The sequence below is a fragment of the Lachnospira pectinoschiza genome (genome assembly GCF_020564355.1).
GTDB classification, from domain to species: Bacteria; Bacillota; Clostridia; order Lachnospirales; family Lachnospiraceae; genus Lachnospira; species Lachnospira intestinalis.
In genome coordinates this window covers 436763-454815 of the sequence record NZ_JAJCRR010000001.1, presented here as the reverse complement: position 1 = coordinate 454815, position 18053 = coordinate 436763, and the positions used below count along the sequence as shown (strand labels likewise).

Annotated in this window: 18 protein-coding genes and 1 tRNA gene; all 19 read right to left on the bottom strand. The window is 42.0% G+C overall.

Annotation, left to right across the window (positions count from 1 at the left end; genetic code table 11):
* Window positions 1-20: 20 nt before the first annotated feature.
* Window positions 21-530 (bottom strand): hypothetical protein, encoded by a 510-nt coding sequence (locus LI288_RS02175; protein ID WP_022432338.1) that lies wholly within the window; start codon window positions 528-530, stop codon window positions 21-23.
* Window positions 531-589: 59 nt separating this feature from the next.
* Window positions 590-1384: a PilZ domain-containing protein gene (locus LI288_RS02170; protein ID WP_022432339.1), complete on the bottom strand. Its 795-nt coding sequence runs from the start codon at window positions 1382-1384 to the stop codon at window positions 590-592.
* Between the two features lie 215 nt (window positions 1385-1599).
* The gene (locus tag LI288_RS02165; protein ID WP_022432340.1) at window positions 1600-2343 is read right to left on the bottom strand and encodes a YebC/PmpR family DNA-binding transcriptional regulator; all 744 of its coding nucleotides are present in this window, start codon (window positions 2341-2343) and stop codon (window positions 1600-1602) included.
* A gap of 81 nt (window positions 2344-2424) precedes the next feature.
* On the bottom strand, window positions 2425-3804 hold the full coding sequence (locus LI288_RS02160; protein WP_227089276.1) for a putative bifunctional diguanylate cyclase/phosphodiesterase: 1380 nt from the start codon (window positions 3802-3804) through the stop codon (window positions 2425-2427).
* Between the two features lie 164 nt (window positions 3805-3968).
* Window positions 3969-4388, bottom strand: coding sequence for an HIT family protein (locus LI288_RS02155; RefSeq protein ID WP_022432342.1), 420 nt, complete (start codon window positions 4386-4388; stop codon window positions 3969-3971).
* Between the two features lie 71 nt (window positions 4389-4459).
* Complete coding sequence (locus LI288_RS02150; protein ID WP_022432343.1) at window positions 4460-6544, bottom strand: polyribonucleotide nucleotidyltransferase; 2085 nt, start codon at window positions 6542-6544, stop codon at window positions 4460-4462.
* A 233-nt stretch (window positions 6545-6777) separates the two neighbouring features.
* Complete coding sequence (gene rpsO, locus LI288_RS02145; RefSeq protein WP_022432344.1) at window positions 6778-7044, bottom strand: 30S ribosomal protein S15; 267 nt, start codon at window positions 7042-7044, stop codon at window positions 6778-6780.
* Between the two features lie 149 nt (window positions 7045-7193).
* Window positions 7194-8123 carry a bifunctional riboflavin kinase/FAD synthetase gene (locus LI288_RS02140; RefSeq protein ID WP_227089275.1) on the bottom strand — a complete coding sequence of 310 codons (930 nt, stop codon included), beginning with the start codon at window positions 8121-8123 and terminating at the stop codon, window positions 7194-7196.
* A gap of 56 nt (window positions 8124-8179) precedes the next feature.
* Window positions 8180-9103 (bottom strand): tRNA pseudouridine(55) synthase TruB, encoded by a 924-nt coding sequence (gene truB, locus LI288_RS02135; protein ID WP_022432346.1) that lies wholly within the window; start codon window positions 9101-9103, stop codon window positions 8180-8182.
* Between the two features lie 30 nt (window positions 9104-9133).
* Window positions 9134-10108 carry a DHH family phosphoesterase gene (locus tag LI288_RS02130; protein WP_227089274.1) on the bottom strand — a complete coding sequence of 325 codons (975 nt, stop codon included), beginning with the start codon at window positions 10106-10108 and terminating at the stop codon, window positions 9134-9136.
* Window positions 10109-10110: 2 nt separating this feature from the next.
* Window positions 10111-10509, bottom strand: coding sequence for a 30S ribosome-binding factor RbfA (gene rbfA, locus LI288_RS02125; RefSeq protein ID WP_022432348.1), 399 nt, complete (start codon window positions 10507-10509; stop codon window positions 10111-10113).
* 28 nt (window positions 10510-10537) lie between these two features.
* Window positions 10538-13351 carry a translation initiation factor IF-2 gene (gene infB / locus LI288_RS02120; protein WP_227089273.1) on the bottom strand — a complete coding sequence of 938 codons (2814 nt, stop codon included), beginning with the start codon at window positions 13349-13351 and terminating at the stop codon, window positions 10538-10540.
* Window positions 13352-13375: 24 nt separating this feature from the next.
* Window positions 13376-13699: a L7Ae/L30e/S12e/Gadd45 family ribosomal protein gene (locus LI288_RS02115; protein WP_227089272.1), complete on the bottom strand. Its 324-nt coding sequence runs from the start codon at window positions 13697-13699 to the stop codon at window positions 13376-13378.
* Window positions 13686-13913: an RNase P modulator RnpM gene (rnpM, locus tag LI288_RS02110; protein WP_264473879.1), complete on the bottom strand. Its 228-nt coding sequence runs from the start codon at window positions 13911-13913 to the stop codon at window positions 13686-13688. The genes LI288_RS02115 and rnpM overlap by 14 nt, the downstream gene beginning before the upstream one ends.
* 71 nt (window positions 13914-13984) lie before the next feature.
* Window positions 13985-15139 carry a transcription termination factor NusA gene (gene nusA, locus LI288_RS02105; RefSeq protein ID WP_227089271.1) on the bottom strand — a complete coding sequence of 385 codons (1155 nt, stop codon included), beginning with the start codon at window positions 15137-15139 and terminating at the stop codon, window positions 13985-13987.
* A 43-nt stretch (window positions 15140-15182) separates the two neighbouring features.
* Window positions 15183-15650, bottom strand: coding sequence for a ribosome maturation factor RimP (gene rimP, locus LI288_RS02100; RefSeq protein ID WP_022433338.1), 468 nt, complete (start codon window positions 15648-15650; stop codon window positions 15183-15185).
* Window positions 15651-15775: 125 nt separating this feature from the next.
* Window positions 15776-15847 (bottom strand) — tRNA-Glu (locus tag LI288_RS02095).
* 212 nt (window positions 15848-16059) lie between these two features.
* Complete coding sequence (locus LI288_RS02090; RefSeq protein WP_022433339.1) at window positions 16060-16536, bottom strand: COG2426 family protein; 477 nt, start codon at window positions 16534-16536, stop codon at window positions 16060-16062.
* A 100-nt stretch (window positions 16537-16636) separates the two neighbouring features.
* Window positions 16637-17908: a glycosyltransferase family 2 protein gene (locus LI288_RS02085; RefSeq protein WP_227089270.1), complete on the bottom strand. Its 1272-nt coding sequence runs from the start codon at window positions 17906-17908 to the stop codon at window positions 16637-16639.
* Between the last annotated feature and the right edge of the window lie 145 nt (window positions 17909-18053).

Here is an 18053-nt window from a genome sequence, read left to right as displayed (position 1 = left end):
AGGCTTTTTATAATATTTTACTATTTTCCATCTCTTGTCCGCAAAGATGAATTTAAAATGTGCATCTTTCCTGACATATCCGGCTTATTCGTCGGTTTCTCACCAACTTCTGACATCAGCATGGCTTTCCCAAGTTCTTTTGTCATTCTTACCATGCAGTCCGGACAGTATCTTCCGTAACGGATATCTGCGCCACAGGACTGGCACTTGATATACACCGGCGAACCATCCGGTATTTCAATCCGTCCCTGACGTAAAAAATTATCAATAACATTGACCGGCACACCTGTTTCGTTTGAAATAACCATTGCCGGCTGCGGACCATGTTCTTCCAGATAAGAACGCACCTTACCAAATTGTGTCTGCTCCTGTCTGTGGCAGACCGGACACTCAAACATTTCTCCGTAAATATATTTCATATGAATACCACAGTCCGGACATCTTGGCATCATGTCATATTTATACCGCCCCGATGTTGAAGCTGACTGAAATACTCTTCTGCTATTGTCTGTGTCTTCTTTACTCCTCATATCGGTCCCTCCATATTGTCTGTCTTTTATGGGGCGTAAAATCCACGGTTACAAATCCATCAGATTATCTTTCCCGGATTTCTGCCGTCAAATATCTTACGTCTCTCTGATTTGTCCACGTCGCTAATATACTTTCTGTCCAAATCACTTTCATTTACTACTGGTTCTTCTTTTTCTTTCAATGCATTAAGCAGTCCGTAATTGTCACGATTCCGTATATTGGCTCCACTGTGATTTGCAAGCATCTGACGCTGTTTCATGCTGATATAATGATTAATCAGCTGATTGCGCATTGTCATGCGGCATCCGTACACATATTTTTCTTCTTCCACTTTTACCAGCCGGACAATAAATCCTGTCAGATCATAATTTCTGTCAAAATCCTTAAATACCAGACGCACCGATAAACCGGTTGCATCTTCAATCTCATGATCAACCACAAATGCAAAGCCTGTATCACTTAAATCTTTTAAAATAACATCCATTGCCCTCCGGTTGGTTCCAACACGTGCAATACCTTCCAGACCAACAAACAGTCTGAATGCCTCTCTCCGGTTCACTTCAAATCCCGCACCACTGGCGATTACTTTATACAAAACCCTGCCTTTGGTTTTTACAACCGAACATCCGACACCCTTCCATACAATCGGTGCCTTGTCATTTCTGGAATAGGTCAGGCTTACGGAAACACCTTCTCCGCCCAATCCGACAACTTTTCCTTTCGACATAACCGGTTTTGTTAAAATAAAATTATCATGAACTTCAACTACCTCTGACGGAAATTCCAGCTCCTGCTTCTGGATACTCACATCAAATAAAATACCTGTGCCAACCGGCAATTCTGCTAACCGCATAACATTCTCCACCCTGCTGCATAATGCAGTTCTTCCGTATTATTATTATATTGTTCACAATCCCCCAGCGTTCTTATCTTTTATTTTATCATCTTATTTTACAAAAGGGAAGTATTTTATTAAAATTCCACAAAAAATGCACGAACCGCACTTTTGATTTTGGCGGTCCGTGCAATATCCGAAAGAACTACATTACAGTTATTGTAATTTTTATCTTACTCTTCGTCTTCTTCCGGTTCATCCCAGTTGTGATATACATTCTGTACATCATCTTCTTCATCTAAAAGATTTAAAATTCTTCTCATCTTCTTGATGTCATCCTCTGTTGTCAGTTCAACAACTGTCTGCGGAATCATTGTTACTTCAGCAGAAGCAAATGTAATGCCTTCATTTGTCAAAGCTTCACTGACTGCATCAAAATCTTCCGGTGCTGTTGTAACTTCAAAACAGTCTTCTTCTTCATTGAAGTCATCCGCGCCTGCATCCAGAGCAAGCATCATCAATTCATCGGCATCTTTATCACAGTCTTCTTTCCCAATGATAATCTGTCCCTTATTGTCAAACATAAAGGATACACAGCCCGGTGTTCCGACATTTCCGCCGCCCTTTGTAAATGCGTTACGGATGTTGGAAGCTGCTCTGTTTCTGTTATCTGTAAGGGCTTCAACAATAATAGCCGTCCCATTCGGACCATAACCTTCGTATGTAACAGATTCAAAACTGCTCATATCTGTACTGGCAGCTTTTTTGATTGCTCTTTCAATTGTATCATTCGGCATGTTTGCTGCCTTTGCCTTTGTCACAACCTGTCTTAACTTACTGTTGTTGTTAACTTCCGGACCGCCCTCTTTTACAGCAACCATAATTTCCTTACCAAGACGGGTAAAAATCTTTCCCTTTGCTGCATCATTTGCAGCTTTTTTATGTGCAATATTTGCAAACTTTGAATGTCCTGACATTTCTCATTCTCCTTTATTCAACTCAATCTTTATTTTCATTAAAAAACACCGACAGACATTTTACCACATTTTATGTACTGATTACAAGCCTTTTTGCTGTTTTATCAGCAGCTGCTCGAATTCTGCCATCGGCATCGGCTTATAATAGTAATAGCCCTGTGCCTTATAGCTGCCATAATTCATCAGTAATTCTGCCTGTTCTTTTGTTTCAATACCTTCTACAATCATATCTAACTGCAATTCCTGTATCATGTGAATGACATTGCGGATTACAATCTGGCTTTTTTCTTTTTTAATATCCTTCAAGAAGAAACGGTCAATCTTGACTTCGTCCACCGGCTCATCCTTTAACATATTTAAAGAGGAATAGCCTGCACCAAAGTCATCCATGGAAAAGCGGAAGCCTGCACTCTGAAGCCTTGTAATATTCTTATACAATTTGTCTACATATTCCGTAAACATACTTTCCGTAACTTCAAGGGGTACATAATACGGCTCTACATCATACTGCTGTGCCAGTTTTTCCAGCACTCCTGCAAAAGACTTCTGATATACATGGCTTCTGGATACATTTACAGAAATCGGCACCGGCGTAATTCCACCGGTCTTCCAGATATGAATGGCTGCGAATACCTTCTCCCATACATATGCATCAACATCCACGATATAGCCACTCTTTTCCAGCACCGGAATAAATTCATCAGGATAAATAATGCCTTCTTTGACACTATGCCACCGTATCAGTGCTTCTCCGCCAATTATTTCTCCACTGCGCATATCAACTTTGGGCTGTATATAGACTTTAAATTCTTCGTCCCGCAGCGCCATTGCAACATTATTCTCAATACGTTTTTCGCGCATCATTTCTTTACGCATTTTATCATCATAAAACTCATAAATTGCATAGGCTTTTCCCTTAATTTTCTGCAGTGCCATATCAGCATAGTCACACATCAGGCTGATGTCCATGTGATTCTTTGAAATGCAGATGCCAAATGCAGGCAATGCCTTACAAAACAGCGGATACGCACAGATTTTTTCATGGAGTGCAACTGCAATATCCGATAACTGCTTTTTATTCTTAAATGGAAGACAGATTGTAAAAATGTCCGCACGCAGATGACCGACAACCGACATATCCGATTCGTATTCCCGTATGCAGTCTGCTATGTACTGAAGCAGTTTATCACCCTGCTGCCTGCCGCAGAATTCATTGACCGTTTTAAAGCGGTATATATCCATACGAATCAGTGCATACTGTAGTTTTTCATGCTGCTGCATACATTCATTGGCCTTAAAAAAGAATGATTTCGGACCGTAAAGTCCCGTAAGGGATGCTCTGTCACTGTCTGCTCTTTCTTCCGCCATTTTCCGTAGTGAATATAAATATAGTTCTTCGCGCCCCTGCTCTGTCATCATTGGGGAAATTTCCGTTTTCGTATCTTCTTCCTGCCTGCTCATACGGTGTCACCCTTTCTTTCCATATCTTCATGTACTTCTTCCCGCACAATTATTATTTATCTTATCATACTTTGCCGATATAATAAATACTTTTTCAGGTAAAAGAAAAACTGCCGGACTAAGAGAACCTACATTCATCCCAGTGCGGCAGTCCATTTTTCATTTTATAAATGGCTCTTAATCTTTTCAATCATTTCCGCATATTCGGCATCAGATAAGTACTTCTTATCCGGATTCATTAAGAATACACCGCCCCATTCAAATTCGTCCTTGTACTTCGGGCAGAGATGAAAATGAAGATGATGACCCGTATCACCGTAAGCACCATAATTTACCTTGTCCGGATGGAAAGCTGCCATAATTGCTCTTGCAACCTTTGCAACATCTTCGAAGTAAGCTGCACGTTCTTCTGCTGTCAGTTCATTCATATCGCCGACATGCTTCTTATGTGCTACGATACATCTGCCCGGATGGCTCTGCTCCTTAAATAAATAGACCTTTGACGTTTCAAGTTCGCAAATCTTAATACCGAATTTTGCTACTAAATCGCCTTCTACACAATATGCGCAATTGTTATCTACCATGATAATCCTCCATTCTATTGTTACAGGCGGAAGCATATCTGATGCCCGCCGCCCGTAAAATTTATTCTTTATTATTCAGCGTCTTTAATAGAAAAGCTTAATCTGCCCATCTTATCTTTGCCCATGCACTTGCAGCGTACCTTATCACCTAATGTCAGTACGTCCTCTACATGTTCGATTCTTTCTTTTGCAATCTTTGAAATATGAACCATGCCTTCCTTACCCGGTGCAAATTCAACAAATGCACCGAATTCTTTGATGCTTACAACCTTACCTTCGTAAATCTGGCCTTCTTCAAAATCCTGTACAATGGTATTGATATACTTCATTGCCTGATCCATGCCTGCCTGCTCTACGCCGCATACAGATACAAATCCGTCATCTGTAATATCAATCTTAACACCACATTCATCAATAATTGCATTGATAACCTTACCACGCTGTCCGACAACTTCACCGATCTTAGCCGGATCAATCTTTGTCTGGATAATCTTCGGTGCATATTCACCAACTGTCTTTCTAGGCTCTGCGATTGCAGGCTTCATACAGGTATCCATAATGAACAGTCTTGCTTCTCTAGTTCTTGCGATGGCTTCTTCTACGATTGGTCTTGTCAGACCGTGAATCTTAATATCCATCTGAATGGCTGTGATACCTTCTGTTGTACCGGTTACCTTAAAGTCCATATCACCGAAGAAATCTTCAAGTCCCTGAATATCTGTTAATACGATATAATCGTCATCTGTATCACCTGTTACAAGACCACATGAAATACCGGCTACCATCTTCTTAATCGGTACACCTGCTGCCATTAAAGACATGCAGGAAGCACAGGTTGAAGCCATGGATGTTGATCCGTTGGATTCAAATGTTTCGGATACGGCGCGGATTGCATACGGGAATTCTTCCGGTGTAGGAAGAACCGGAATCAATGCTCTTTCTGCTAATGCACCATGACCGATTTCACGACGTCCCGGACCTCTTGACGGCTTTGTTTCACCTACTGAGTATGACGGGAAATTGTACTGGTGGATATATCTTTTTTCCGTAACGTTATCATCTAATCCGTCTACCTTCTGCGCTTCTGAAAGCGGTGCAAGCGTTACAATGTCACAAATCTGTGTCTGTCCTCTTGTAAACATCGCAGAACCATGCACTCTCGGAATAATATCCACTTCTGCTGCCAGCGGACGAATCTGGTTAATAGCACGTCCATCCGGTCTTTTATGGTCTTTTAAGATCATCTTACGAACTGTCTTTTTCTGATACTGGTAAACTGCTTCACCCAGTACGGCAAGCCATTCTTCATTGTCTGCAAAAGCTTCTTTCATCTTTTCTGTTACTGCATCAATGTTCTTTTCTCTGGTCTGCTTGTCATCTGTAAAGACTGCTTCTTCCATTTCCTGTGGTGTTACAATCTGCTTCATGGCTTCAAACATTTCAGCCGGAACGGCACAGCTTACATATGTATGCTTTTCCTTGCCGACTTCTGCCACAATCTTATCGATAAATTCAATGATTGTCTGGTTGATGTCATGTGCCATGTAAATTGCCTCAATCATCTTTGCTTCCGGAATCTCATTGGCACCGGCTTCAATCATGATAACTTTCTGTCTTGTAGAAGCAACTGTCAGCTGTAAATCACCTTCCTGCCACTGTGTCTGTGAAGGATTGACTACAAATTCACCGTCAATCAGTCCGATCTGTGTGGTTGCACAAGGACCGTCAAACGGAATATCGGAAATGCAGGTTGCAATCGCAGAACCAAGCATTGCAAGCAGTTCCGGTCTGCACTCTGTATCAACAGACATCACCATGTTGTTTAATGTAACATCATTTCTGTAATCCTTTGGGAACAGCGGACGCATCGGTCTGTCGATTACACGGGAAGTCAGGATGGCATTTTCAGATGCCTTTCCTTCTCTCTTGTTAAAACCACCCGGAATCTTACCGACTGCATACATCTTTTCTTCATATTCTACACTTAACGGGAAGAAATCAATTCCTTCTCTTGGCTCTTTGGATGCAGTTGCTGTAGAAAGCACAACTGTATCGCCATAGTGCATTAACGCTGCACCGTTTGCCTGTGCGCAGACTCTGCCGATATCAACACGCAGTGTTCTGCCAGCCAGCTCCATTGTAAACTGTTTAAACATAAATTCTCCATTCTGCCGGATTTTTGATTTTTCTGCCCGGCTCTTTTTTTATCAGAAACAGAAGCCCGAAACAACTGAAAAACCCACCATTTTCTCATTGCATTTCACAACCTACGGTACATTTTTCAGCAGTCTCGGTAGAAACTTCTGTTATCTTTGTTTTACGGTCTGCGGTTATTCCATGATGCTCCGCACAATACAAAAGGGCGGAGAAATCTCCGCCCTTCTTAAAATTACTTTCTGATTCCAAGACGAGCGATGAGGTTTCTGTAACCTTCGATATCGTTCTTCTTTAAATACTCAAGTAAAGCTCTTCTCTTACCAACCATTTTAAGAAGTCCTCTTCTTGAATGATGGTCTTTCTGGTTAACCTTTAAATGTTCTGTAAGTTCTGCAATTCTTTCTGTTAAGATTGCGATCTGAACTTCCGGTGAACCTGTATCGCCAGGCTTTCTTCCGTATGCTGCAATAATTTCTGCTTTCTTTTCCTTAGATATCATGATTGATATTCCTCCTTTTAATAATCGCCTGCTACTAAGAATCAGGTCGGAGTGTCCTGAATCTGAATAACGGCTAACATACTTTAAAAATATAACATAAATTCATCTGCTATGCAAGCTTTTCATGTGATTTTGCATACTAATTTTCATTAATTTTTAAGTAAAAACATTTCTCTTGCAAACGAAGCATCACTTTCCATCTGTTTTTTTAAAGTTTCGATGGAATCAAATTTCATTTCCTGCCGTAAAAAGTGCATAAGCTGTACTTCTATATAATGTCCGTAGGCATCATCATTATAATCAAACAGATTGGTTTCCACGCTTAAAAGCGGACTGTCATCAAGTGTCGGACGGACGCCTAAATTGGTCACGCCAAAATATTCTTTACCGTCCAGCCGTGTAATGGATGCATACACACCGTTTGGCGGAAGCAGCTTACTGTCCGGCGGATAAATATTTAACGTCGGAAGATTTAACTGACGGCCCAGCTGCTTTCCCTTTGATACAATACCATAGATGCTGTAGGGTCTGCCAAGCAGCACATTGACAGTTTCCATGTGTCCGAGGCGCAGTTCTTCACGGACATATGTACTACTGATTTCCCGCTCCTGATACCGCTCTTTTTCGACAATCGTGGTTTCAAACCCATATTCCGGTCCGCGTTCCAAAAGCATCTGCGCATTGCCCATTCTGCCTTTACCAAAGTGATAATCCGTACCGACCACCACATACTTTGCATGCAGTCTGCCAATCAGAATTTCCTCAATAAACGCTTCCGGTTCCATATTCATAAAATCTTCTGTGAACGGATATTCAATTTCCACATCGACACCCTGTTTTTCCAGAAACATCCGCCGTTCTGTATTGGTTGTAATAAAATGCTGGTTTTTCTGCGGGCAGAGCCGGAGTGGAATTTTATCAAATGTAAAAACAACCGATAAAAGATTTTCCTGTTTTGCTTTTTCCTGAATCATCTCTATCAGTTTCTGATGTCCCATGTGAACGCCGTCAAACTTTCCCAGCGTAACAGCAGAGGGCCTGTCCAGACTAAAATCACGGATTCCCTGAATATACTGCAAAACGTTCACACCCCTTTCATATTAATCTCCATTTCTGAGCATCTTGCTGCGAAATGCTATTTCCCCGGCTGTTCATGCGAATAAAACATTTTCACCGGTTTAAATACACACGCACTCCATCGGAATATCCCGATAAATGCCGCATGGCTGTCATAAATTCTGAAACACTCCTGCTCCATCAGATCCGCTTCCTGCATGGACACTGCCGCCGCAGGAAAAGCATTGCCATTATAGAGCAGTTTTTCGTACTCCTCTAAGACGGTGAGCTTCCTGTAATCCGGAAACATCTCATCAATCGGAACGATATGTTCTTCCACCGTCTGATTGTGTGTCATTTCTTCAATCTGTTCCAGTGTAAGACTGTCATCCAGTCCAAAGCAGCCGACCCTTGTCCGCACCAGTTTTTTCATACAGGCACCACAGCCCAGTTTTTTTCCGATATCTTCACATAAAGTACGGATATAAGTTCCTTTGGAACACTCCACGGTAAAAGTAACGGTTTTTTCGTCGTCTGCCAGATTCATTTCATTGATATGCAGTGCATGAATTGTAATTTTTCTGGCTGCACGTTCAATCTCAATGCCCTGTCTTGCAAGTTCATACAGCTTATGGCCTTTATATTTTAAAGCCGAATACATCGGCGGTGTCTGGTAATATTCGCCTACAAAGCTGCTGCACGCCTCTATCACCTCTAATTCGGTGACATGGACTTCATTTTCTGCCGTTACGGTACCGGTGGTATCCTGTGTATCTGTCGTTGTTCCCAAAAGCATCACTGCTTCATACGTTTTTCCCCAGTCTGTAATCATGCTGCAAAGCCCTGTTGCTTTGCCCAGACATACCGGCAGCACGCCTTCCGCTTCCGGGTCAAGCGTACCTGTATGTCCGATTTTTTTCATATGGAGAATTCCTCTGAGTTTTGCAACGACATCATGCGAAGTATATCCTTTTTCTTTATATACATTTATGATACCATTCATAACATTCCTCATATACTGTTTTCACAGTTTTCATTCAACATTTTCTGCGCCGGAAAGTGCATTGTACTGCTCCTCAATTCTGGCACCGATATTGTTAATAATGTCATGCACTGCACCGTTTGCCGTAAAGCCCGCCGCACGGATATGTCCACCGCCGCCATAGTGCATTGCAATTTTGCTCACGTCAATGACTTTCTTGGAACGTAAGCTGACTTTATATTCTTCCTCACCGGTCTGATACAGGAAAATGGCAACTTCCACGCCCTCCGTCAGACGCAGCTGTTCCACAATGCCGCCCAGCTCCCTGCCGGTAACACCATAGAAATTCATTTCATCCTGTGTAACCAGTGAGAAAATACATTTGCCGTCATAGAATAAAACACTCTCTAATAATGCCCTGCCAAGAATCTGATTCTGGATATATGTCTTTGCATAAAAGCTGTTATCGATAATATCTGAGTAATCAATTCCTTTTTCCATCATCTTTCCGGCAATCAGCATCGTCTGTGCCGACGTCGAGCTGTACTTAAACACGCCCGTATCATGCACAATACCTGTGTAAATGCAGGCTGCTGTGTCTTTACTGATTTTATCATCTTCCAGTGTACGGTAAAGCACTTCACAGGCAGAGCTGGCCTGCGCGTCTACTACATTGACATCAGCAAAACTTCCGTTGCTGATATGATGATCAATGCAGACAGTCTTTTTTGCATTTTCAAAGCAGCTATGGAATGGCTCAATTCTGTCTAAGCTGCTGCAATCGAGTACAAAAAAGACATCATATTCTTTTTTGATATCCGGGATTGTCTGAATTTTATCAATATCACGGATATAATGAAATTCACTGCCCGGTGTTTCCAGATAAACTGTTACATCCAGCTGCGGACAATTATCCTTTAAATAGGAATACAATCCCATGCAGGAACCGATACAGTCCCCGTCCGGTCTGACATGTCCGGTAATACCTACCGTTTCTGCACCTTTTAATTCTTCTAAAACATTCATACTTAGTCCTCTGAATCCTGTACAGGTTCCTCAACATGATGTTCATTGTCATACTGTGTTACTTCGTCAATCAGTTTTGACATATTGACACCGTATTCAATGGACTGGTCCAAAATAAAAGTAATTTCCGGTGTGTTGCGCAGATTGATATTCTTTGCAAGCTGCCTGCGGATATATCCTTCTGCACTTTTCAACCCTTTCATCGTGTCTTCCTGGGATTCTTTGTCCCCAAGGACACTGATATATGCTTTACAGGTTTTTAAATCCGGGGCAACCTCCACGGATACCACCGAGGTCATCGGGTTTATCCGCGGGTCTTTGATTTCTCCCCTGATAATGTTACTGAGTTCCTTTAATACTTCACCATTAATTCTGGTGTTTTTTACACTGTTTTTACGCATTCTAAAAACCTTATGCCCTTTCTAAAACTTATCTAGGCACTTCTACCATTTCATAAGCTTCAATGATGTCGCCTTCCTGAATGTCGTTAAATTTTTCAAATACAAGACCACATTCATATCCGGCCTTTACCTCCTTGACTTCATCCTTAAATCTCTTTAAGGAAGCAATCGGTCCTTCGTACGTCTTTTCGCCTTCTCTTGTAATGCGGACAGAAGCATTTCTTGTAATCTTACCGTCTGTTACAAATGAACCAGCAATGTTGCCGACACCGGATGCCTTGAAAATCTGGCGGATTTCAACATGACCGATAACCTGTTCTTCATAAATCGGCTCTAACATACCCTTTAAAGCGGACTCTACATCTTCAATTGCATTGTAGATAACGCTGTATAATCTTAAATCAACCTTTTCACGTTCTGCAACGATTCTTGCCTGATTATCCGGCTTAACATTAAAGCCAATGATAATTGCATTGGAAGCAGAAGCTAAAACAACATCGGATTCGTTGATATTACCAACACCGCCGTGGATAATCTTAACCACAACTTCTTCGTTTGAAAGCTTTACAAGGCTCTGCTTTACAGCTTCTACCGAACCCTGTACATCGGCTTTGATAATAATACCAAGTTCCTTTACATTACCTGCCTGAATCTGTTCGAACAATGCATCTAAGGATACCTTGTGCTTTGTATCGTCTAAGAGCTTCTTTCTGCCTTCGCTGATAAAGGTTTCTGCAAAGTTTCTGGCTTCCTTATCAGAATCCATTGCAACGAGAATTTCACCGGCATTCGGCACGTCATTTAAACCGAGAATTTCAACAGGAATAGAAGGTCCTGCTTCTCTTACACGGTGTCCCTTATCATCTACCATCGCTCTGATTTTACCATGGCATGCACCGGCTGCCACATGGTCACCAACCTTTAATGTACCCTTCTGCACAAGTACGGTTGCAACCGGACCGCGTCCCTTATCCAGTTCAGCTTCAATTACAATACCTCTTGCCTTACGGTTCGGATTTGCCTTTAATTCCTGTACCTCTGCGGTTAAAAGAATCATTTCCAGTAAGTCATCAATACCTTCCTTTGTATGTGCGGATACCGGTACGAAAATGGTTGAACCGCCCCAGTCTTCCGGAATCAGTTCGTATTCTGTCAGTTCCTGCTTTACCTTTTCGATATTGGCACTCGGCTTATCAATCTTGTTGACAGCAACGATAATTTCAACACCTGCTGCCTTTGCATGGTTGATGGCTTCAATTGTCTGAGGCATGACACCGTCATCTGCCGCAACAACCAGAATGGCAATATCTGTTGCCTGTGCACCACGCATTCTCATGGCTGTAAACGCTTCATGACCCGGTGTATCAAGGAATGTAATCAGGTGATCATTGATTGATACCGTATACGCACCGATTTTCTGTGTAATACCGCCGGATTCTTTAGCCGTTACGTGTGTTTCACGGATGGCATCCAGTAATGATGTCTTACCGTGGTCAACGTGACCCATAACGCAGACTACAGGTGGTCTTGTAACCTGTGTATCTTCTGCTTCATCATCTTCCTTTAACAGTTCTGCAATAACATCAACCTTTTCTTCGTGTTCACAGATACAGTTAAATTCAAGTGCGATTTCTTCTGCTGTATCATAATCCACTTCCTGATTGATTGTTACAATTTTTCCCTGCATAAACAGCTTCTTTACAACAACGGACGGCTGGACTTTCATCTTATCTGCCAGTTCCTTGATGGTTAAGCTGTCCGGCAGAACCAGCTGCTTAATGGTTTCTTCTTCTTTTTCTACCGGCTTGTTTACCTTCTTGTTTGCCTGGCTGTTTGCGAACTTCAGATTTTCTTTTTCTTCATCTTTTCTTCTGTCGTTCTTCTTGTTGTCCCTTCTGGATTCCGGCTTTCTTGCATCCGGCTTGGTTTCAAACAGAAAATCATTCTTTGGCAGACTTTCTTTTCTGTCACGGTCATTTCTGCGTCCGCTGTTTCCCCCCTGTCCATTGCGGTCATTTCTATAGCCGTTATTTCCACCGCCGTTTCCGTTGCGGTCATTTCTATAGCCGTTATTTCCGCCACCGTTTCCGTTGCGGTCATTTCTGTCGTTTCTGTAACCGTTGTTTCCGCCGCCGTTTCCGTTACGGTCGTTTCTATAGCCGTTATTTCCGCCGCCGTTTCCGTTGCGGTCATTTCTATAGCCGTTATTTCCGCCACCGTTTCCATTGCGGTCATTCCGATCGTTTCTATAGCCGTTATTTCTGTCGCCGTTTCCGTTGCGGTCATTTCTATCGTTTCTGTAGCCGTTATTTCCGCCGCCGTTTCCGTTGCGGTCATTCCGATCGTTTCTGTAGCCGTTGTTTCCGTTACGGTCATTTCTGTAACCGTTATGTCTGTCTCCGTTTCCGCTACGGTCATTTCTGTCACGGTCGTTACGGTTGTTGTCACGGTTTCCGGCATAGTTATTTCTACCGTTTTCGTTTCTTGGTGTATCTGATTTTCTGTTGTTATTCTGATTGTTATTTCTATTATTCATCTGATTATCGTTCTTTGTCTGATTCTGATTTCCCTTTCTTGTATCATTTCCCGGTGCTTTTGTACTATTCTGTGGAAAATACACCTGTGAAATATGGGACTTTTTATCTTCCTGCTTTGCTTCTGTCTTTGGTTTTTCCGGCTGTGCCGCCTTTTTACCGAACTTGCTGCGGATAGACGTGATTTCTGAGTCTGTCAGACCGTTGGAAGCGGTATACTTCTTTGTGTCGTTACTCAATGTTTCTATAATTTCTTTTGATGATATATTTAACTCTTTTGCCAATTCATGAACTCTCATATTTGCCATTTAACCTCTCTTCCGAACAACCGCTTACATCTGCTGCTCCAAACCATTTTTTAAATGCTTTTCGATTGTATTTCTAAAGCCTTCATCTACGACTGCGAGTGATGCCCGAAACTGTTTGCCGATTGCATGACCAAGTGTTTCTTTGTCACTGTAAATGTAAACAGGCACCTCATAAAATGCACACATATTTGTAAACATCTTCTTTGTATTTTCCGATGCATCTCCTGCAACAATAACCAGTGCGGCTTTCCCGGTCTTGACTGCCTTTTCTGTTGCAAATTCTCCGCTTACGATTTTTCCTGCTTTCTGCGCAAGTCCGATCATTGCTAATGCCTTATCCTGCTTCAATATTTTCCAGCTCCTTTGCCAACTTGTCATACACAGACTTTTCTATCGGCATTTTAAAGGAACGTTCCAGTCCCTTTGATGCCACAGCCTTTGCAAAACAATCCGCATTAGGACATATATATGCACCTCTGCCGTTTTTCTTGCCTGTCACATCAATGATAATGCCTTCCGTATCTGTTTTTAAGATTCTGATTAAATCTTTTTTATTCTTCATTTCACGACAGCCTATGCACTGTCTTTGAGGAATCTTTTTTGTTCCGGCCAAATAAATCACTCCCTGATCTTTTATTCTTCTTCACTCAATGTAAGTTCAACGTCTTCTTCGTCACCGGCTGTTTCGTCGATGTCTTCATTTGCCTGTGCTTCACTCTTAATATCAATGCCAAAGCCTGTAAGCTTCGCTGCAAGTCTTACGTTTTGTCCTGATTTGCCGATTGCAAGAGAAAGCTGCTGTTCTGAAACGATGATTTCCGCTTTCTTTTCTTCGTCATCTGCTGTTGCGGATACAACCTTTGCCGGACTTAACGCATTGACAATTAACTGTGCCGGATTTTCATCCCATTCGATAATATCAATCTGTTCGTTGCCCAGTTCATTAACGATTGCCTTTACTCTCGCACCGTTTACACCGACACATGCACCAACCGGATCAACATTCGGTACTTTTGCACGGACTGCCATTTTAGTTCTTGAACCGGCTTCTCTTGCAATACCCATAATTTCAACAATGCCGTCTTTGATTTCCGTTACTTCTTCTTCAAAAAGGCGTTCTACAAGCTGTGGTGATGTTCTTGATACTCTTACCAGTGTCCCCGGTTTTTCTTTGTTGGAAACGCTTACAACATAAAGTTTAATTCTGTCGCCGCGTTCAAAGGTTTCACCCTTTACCTGATCACTGACCTTTAAGGTTGTCTGTGTTCTTCCGATGTCTACCAAAACATTACCCTTTTCATCAATTCTTTGTACAATTCCTGTGATGATTTCTTTTTCCTTTGAATGGTATTCATTGTAAAGTGCTGCCTTTTCTTCTTCACGAATCTTCTGTACAATTGTACCCTTTGCATTCTTTGCCGCACGTCTTGAAAATTCTTCTGATTTTACCTCTACGGTAACAATGTCACCAATCTGGCAGTTTGGCTTAATCTTTCTTGCATCGGCAAGGGAAATCTCTGTTGCAGAAATATACTTTTCAGTATTTTTTCTGGAATTGCTTCCTTCTGCCGGTTCCGGAACAGATACTTCTTCAACGACCTGTCTGTCTGAATAAATGTGGAAGTCCCCTGTGATTCTGTCTAATACAACACGGCCGTTTTCTACAGTGTTAAACTGTGTCTTATATTCATCCATCAGTGATTTTTCAATTGCCTCAAACATCACTTCCTTGCTGATTCCGTTTTCTTTTTCAAGCGCATCAAGTGCTGCTATTAATTCTTTACTCATAATTTCCTCCATTTGGCCTTGCGGCATCGTTTATTCTTTATTATTAATCACAAAATGCAAGACGAATCATTGCCAGATTCGCTCTTTCAAATGTCTTTTCTTCATCCTTTTCAAATGCAAGTGTTACTGTTTTTTCATCGTATGCTTTTAACACGCCTGTAAATTCTTTCTGTTTGTCTTCGGCACGGTAAAGCTTAATATCAATTAATTTTCCAATGCTTCTTTGATAATCTTTTTCTTTCTTTAACGGTCTTAACAACCCCGGAGAACTGACTTCAAAAATATACTGATCCGGAATATAGTTTTCTTTGTCAAGGACTTCATTAAATTCTCTGCTGATTACCTCACAGTCATCTACGGTAATGCCACCTTCTTTATCGATGTAAACTCTCAAGTACCAGTCACTGCCCTCTTTCACATATTCCACATCAACCAGCTCAAAATGATGCGCATCAATGAACGGTTGAATGAGCTGCTCTGTTTTTTCTTCGTAGCTTATCTTTCTACCCATTTATTCATCGCCTTTCCATTATTTTAAATCGCAGGAATCCCCGCCTGTCAGTCCGCCTGTATTATGCCTAACAACGAAAGAGTGGACATTTCTGCCCACTCTTTCCAGAACACTATAATACAGAATAGCTAATAGGGGAGTCGAACCCCTGTCTTCGCCGTGAGAGGGCGACGTCTTGACCACTTGACCAATTAGCCATATTCCTGTAACTGTATGCCGTATTTACAACGTGCGTTTAACAGTACTTTCATATAATACACTTTTTTTATGCACATTGCAAGCACTTTTTTCATTTTTTTGCTTTTTCTTTTATTTCAGGCAAAAAAAGGCAGCTTCCAGGATAAGGAATTCCCATGCCCGGCTGCTGCCCATTCTGTTTATAAATTTAAAACCGTTTTTGTATTTTACTTTAAAAGACTGCAAAAAGTGCGCTGAAAAGTCCTGCACTGGCAGCGCCCATGACAATACCTGCCAGAAGCACACCGCCCAATACGGCAAGTACACTCTTTTTAAATCCCATATCCAGAAAACTGGCTGCCAATGTTCCTGTCCATGCACCTGTACCCGGAACCGGAATACCCACAAATAAAAGCAGTGCGATAAATAACCCGTTTCCTGCTTTTTCTTTCAGCTTCTGTCCACCCTTGTGACCTTTTTCAATACAGAAGGTAAAAAACTTACCAATGTATTTTTTATCCTTGCCCCACTCAAGCACCCGTCTTGCAAAAAGGTAAATAATCGGAACCGGAAGCATGTTGCCGATAACACAGATGATGTAGGACTGTAATAACGGCAGCTGAAAGCCCTGCGAAATCGGAATCGCACCTCGCAATTCTACGATTGGCACCATGGATACCAGAAAAATCATAAGATATTTTTTTAACATAAATTTAGTTTTCTCCATTCTCTCCGCATACACGGTTTATTTTATGCGCTGTGCACACAATCTATGTTACAAAAGTATACTGATAAAAGCAAGTATTTTTTTATTCGTGCATATGACGGAGGCTGTCTAAGAACAGCGGCTTGTTGGCGAAGCGGAACAGTTCCCTTGCGTATGGATAGTTGATGATTTTCATGGCATCGTCTTCCGTCGCAAAGACGTTCATGGCACTGTCAACATATACGTTTTGCAGGCTCATGTCGCTGACTGCAAAAACGGAATCGCACAATACCAGCTTACAGTCGTATGTATCGTCTGGATTGACTGTAATTTGTGCCTGCGGACTGATTTTTAAAATCCGCTCCGCAAGATCGTAGGAAAAATCTTCTCCCTGACCGCGTTCTAAATAAATACACTGCTTTCCCGCCAGCACTTCACGCAGTGCCGTATCTTTGCAGTCCACTTCAAATATCCGTCCGTCTGCCGCTTTTCCGCGGACACCGTGAATCGCATCATCATAGGCAAACATGACTGTTTTTGCCTTGTTATACTCACCGCGGTACATGCCTTCATACTGCACTTCAAACACAGAATTTAAAAAGGTATCACACATTTTCTCCCATTCATCCTGCGGGGTATATTTCATAAAGAAATAAATCCAGTTGCGCCACGCATAATATGTTGGAAATGTATTAACAACTTCTTTTTTTGCGCCCATGCGGTGAAGCACTACGGAACTGCCGACTGATGCCACTTTGTAACCTGCAAGGTTACAGCAGTATCCCCACTCGGTATCGTCCCAGTAGAGAAAATTATCTTCCGGCATCAGTCCGATTTCATCTATCAGACTTTTCCGCACCATCAGAGAGCAGGCGGCAACCGCATCGGAATATTCGACATCGGGAATTCCGTCTTCATCGGTTTTTCCAAGGAATTTGGCTTCGGTACAGTAGTCTTTAAAATCCACAATCTGTCCGAACTGCTGGATAACACCCGGATTTTCCATGTGATACACGCGCGAACCTGCCATGCCGCTGTCCGGGTGTGTGTCCAGAAACTCCACCAGCTCACCCATTGCATTTTCATCAACCAGCACATCATTGTCCAGACAATACAGATATTCGTATCCTTTTTCCAAAGCTTTCCGCAGTCCGGTATTAAATCCACCCGAACCACCGAGATTCTCTGCGTTGACAAGCACCTTTACCTGACTGCCGTACTTTTCACGGATTGCTTCTGCCGAACCGTCTGACGAAGCATTATCTACAACGTATAAATCATAGTCTGTGTATTTCGATTCCAGCACTGACTGGATACAGTTCAGTACATCTTCTTTTTTATTAAAATTACAAATTACCGCTCCTACACGTTTCATATGTACCTCTTTTCCGCAGGCATTTTAATGCCAGAGGAACCGCGGACTGAATTTATTCAGTCCTGCGATAAAAGATATTTGTGCTGCCTGCGGCACAAATATCTGTATGAAGAATCTTAGATTTAAGGATTCTTCATACTTGCCT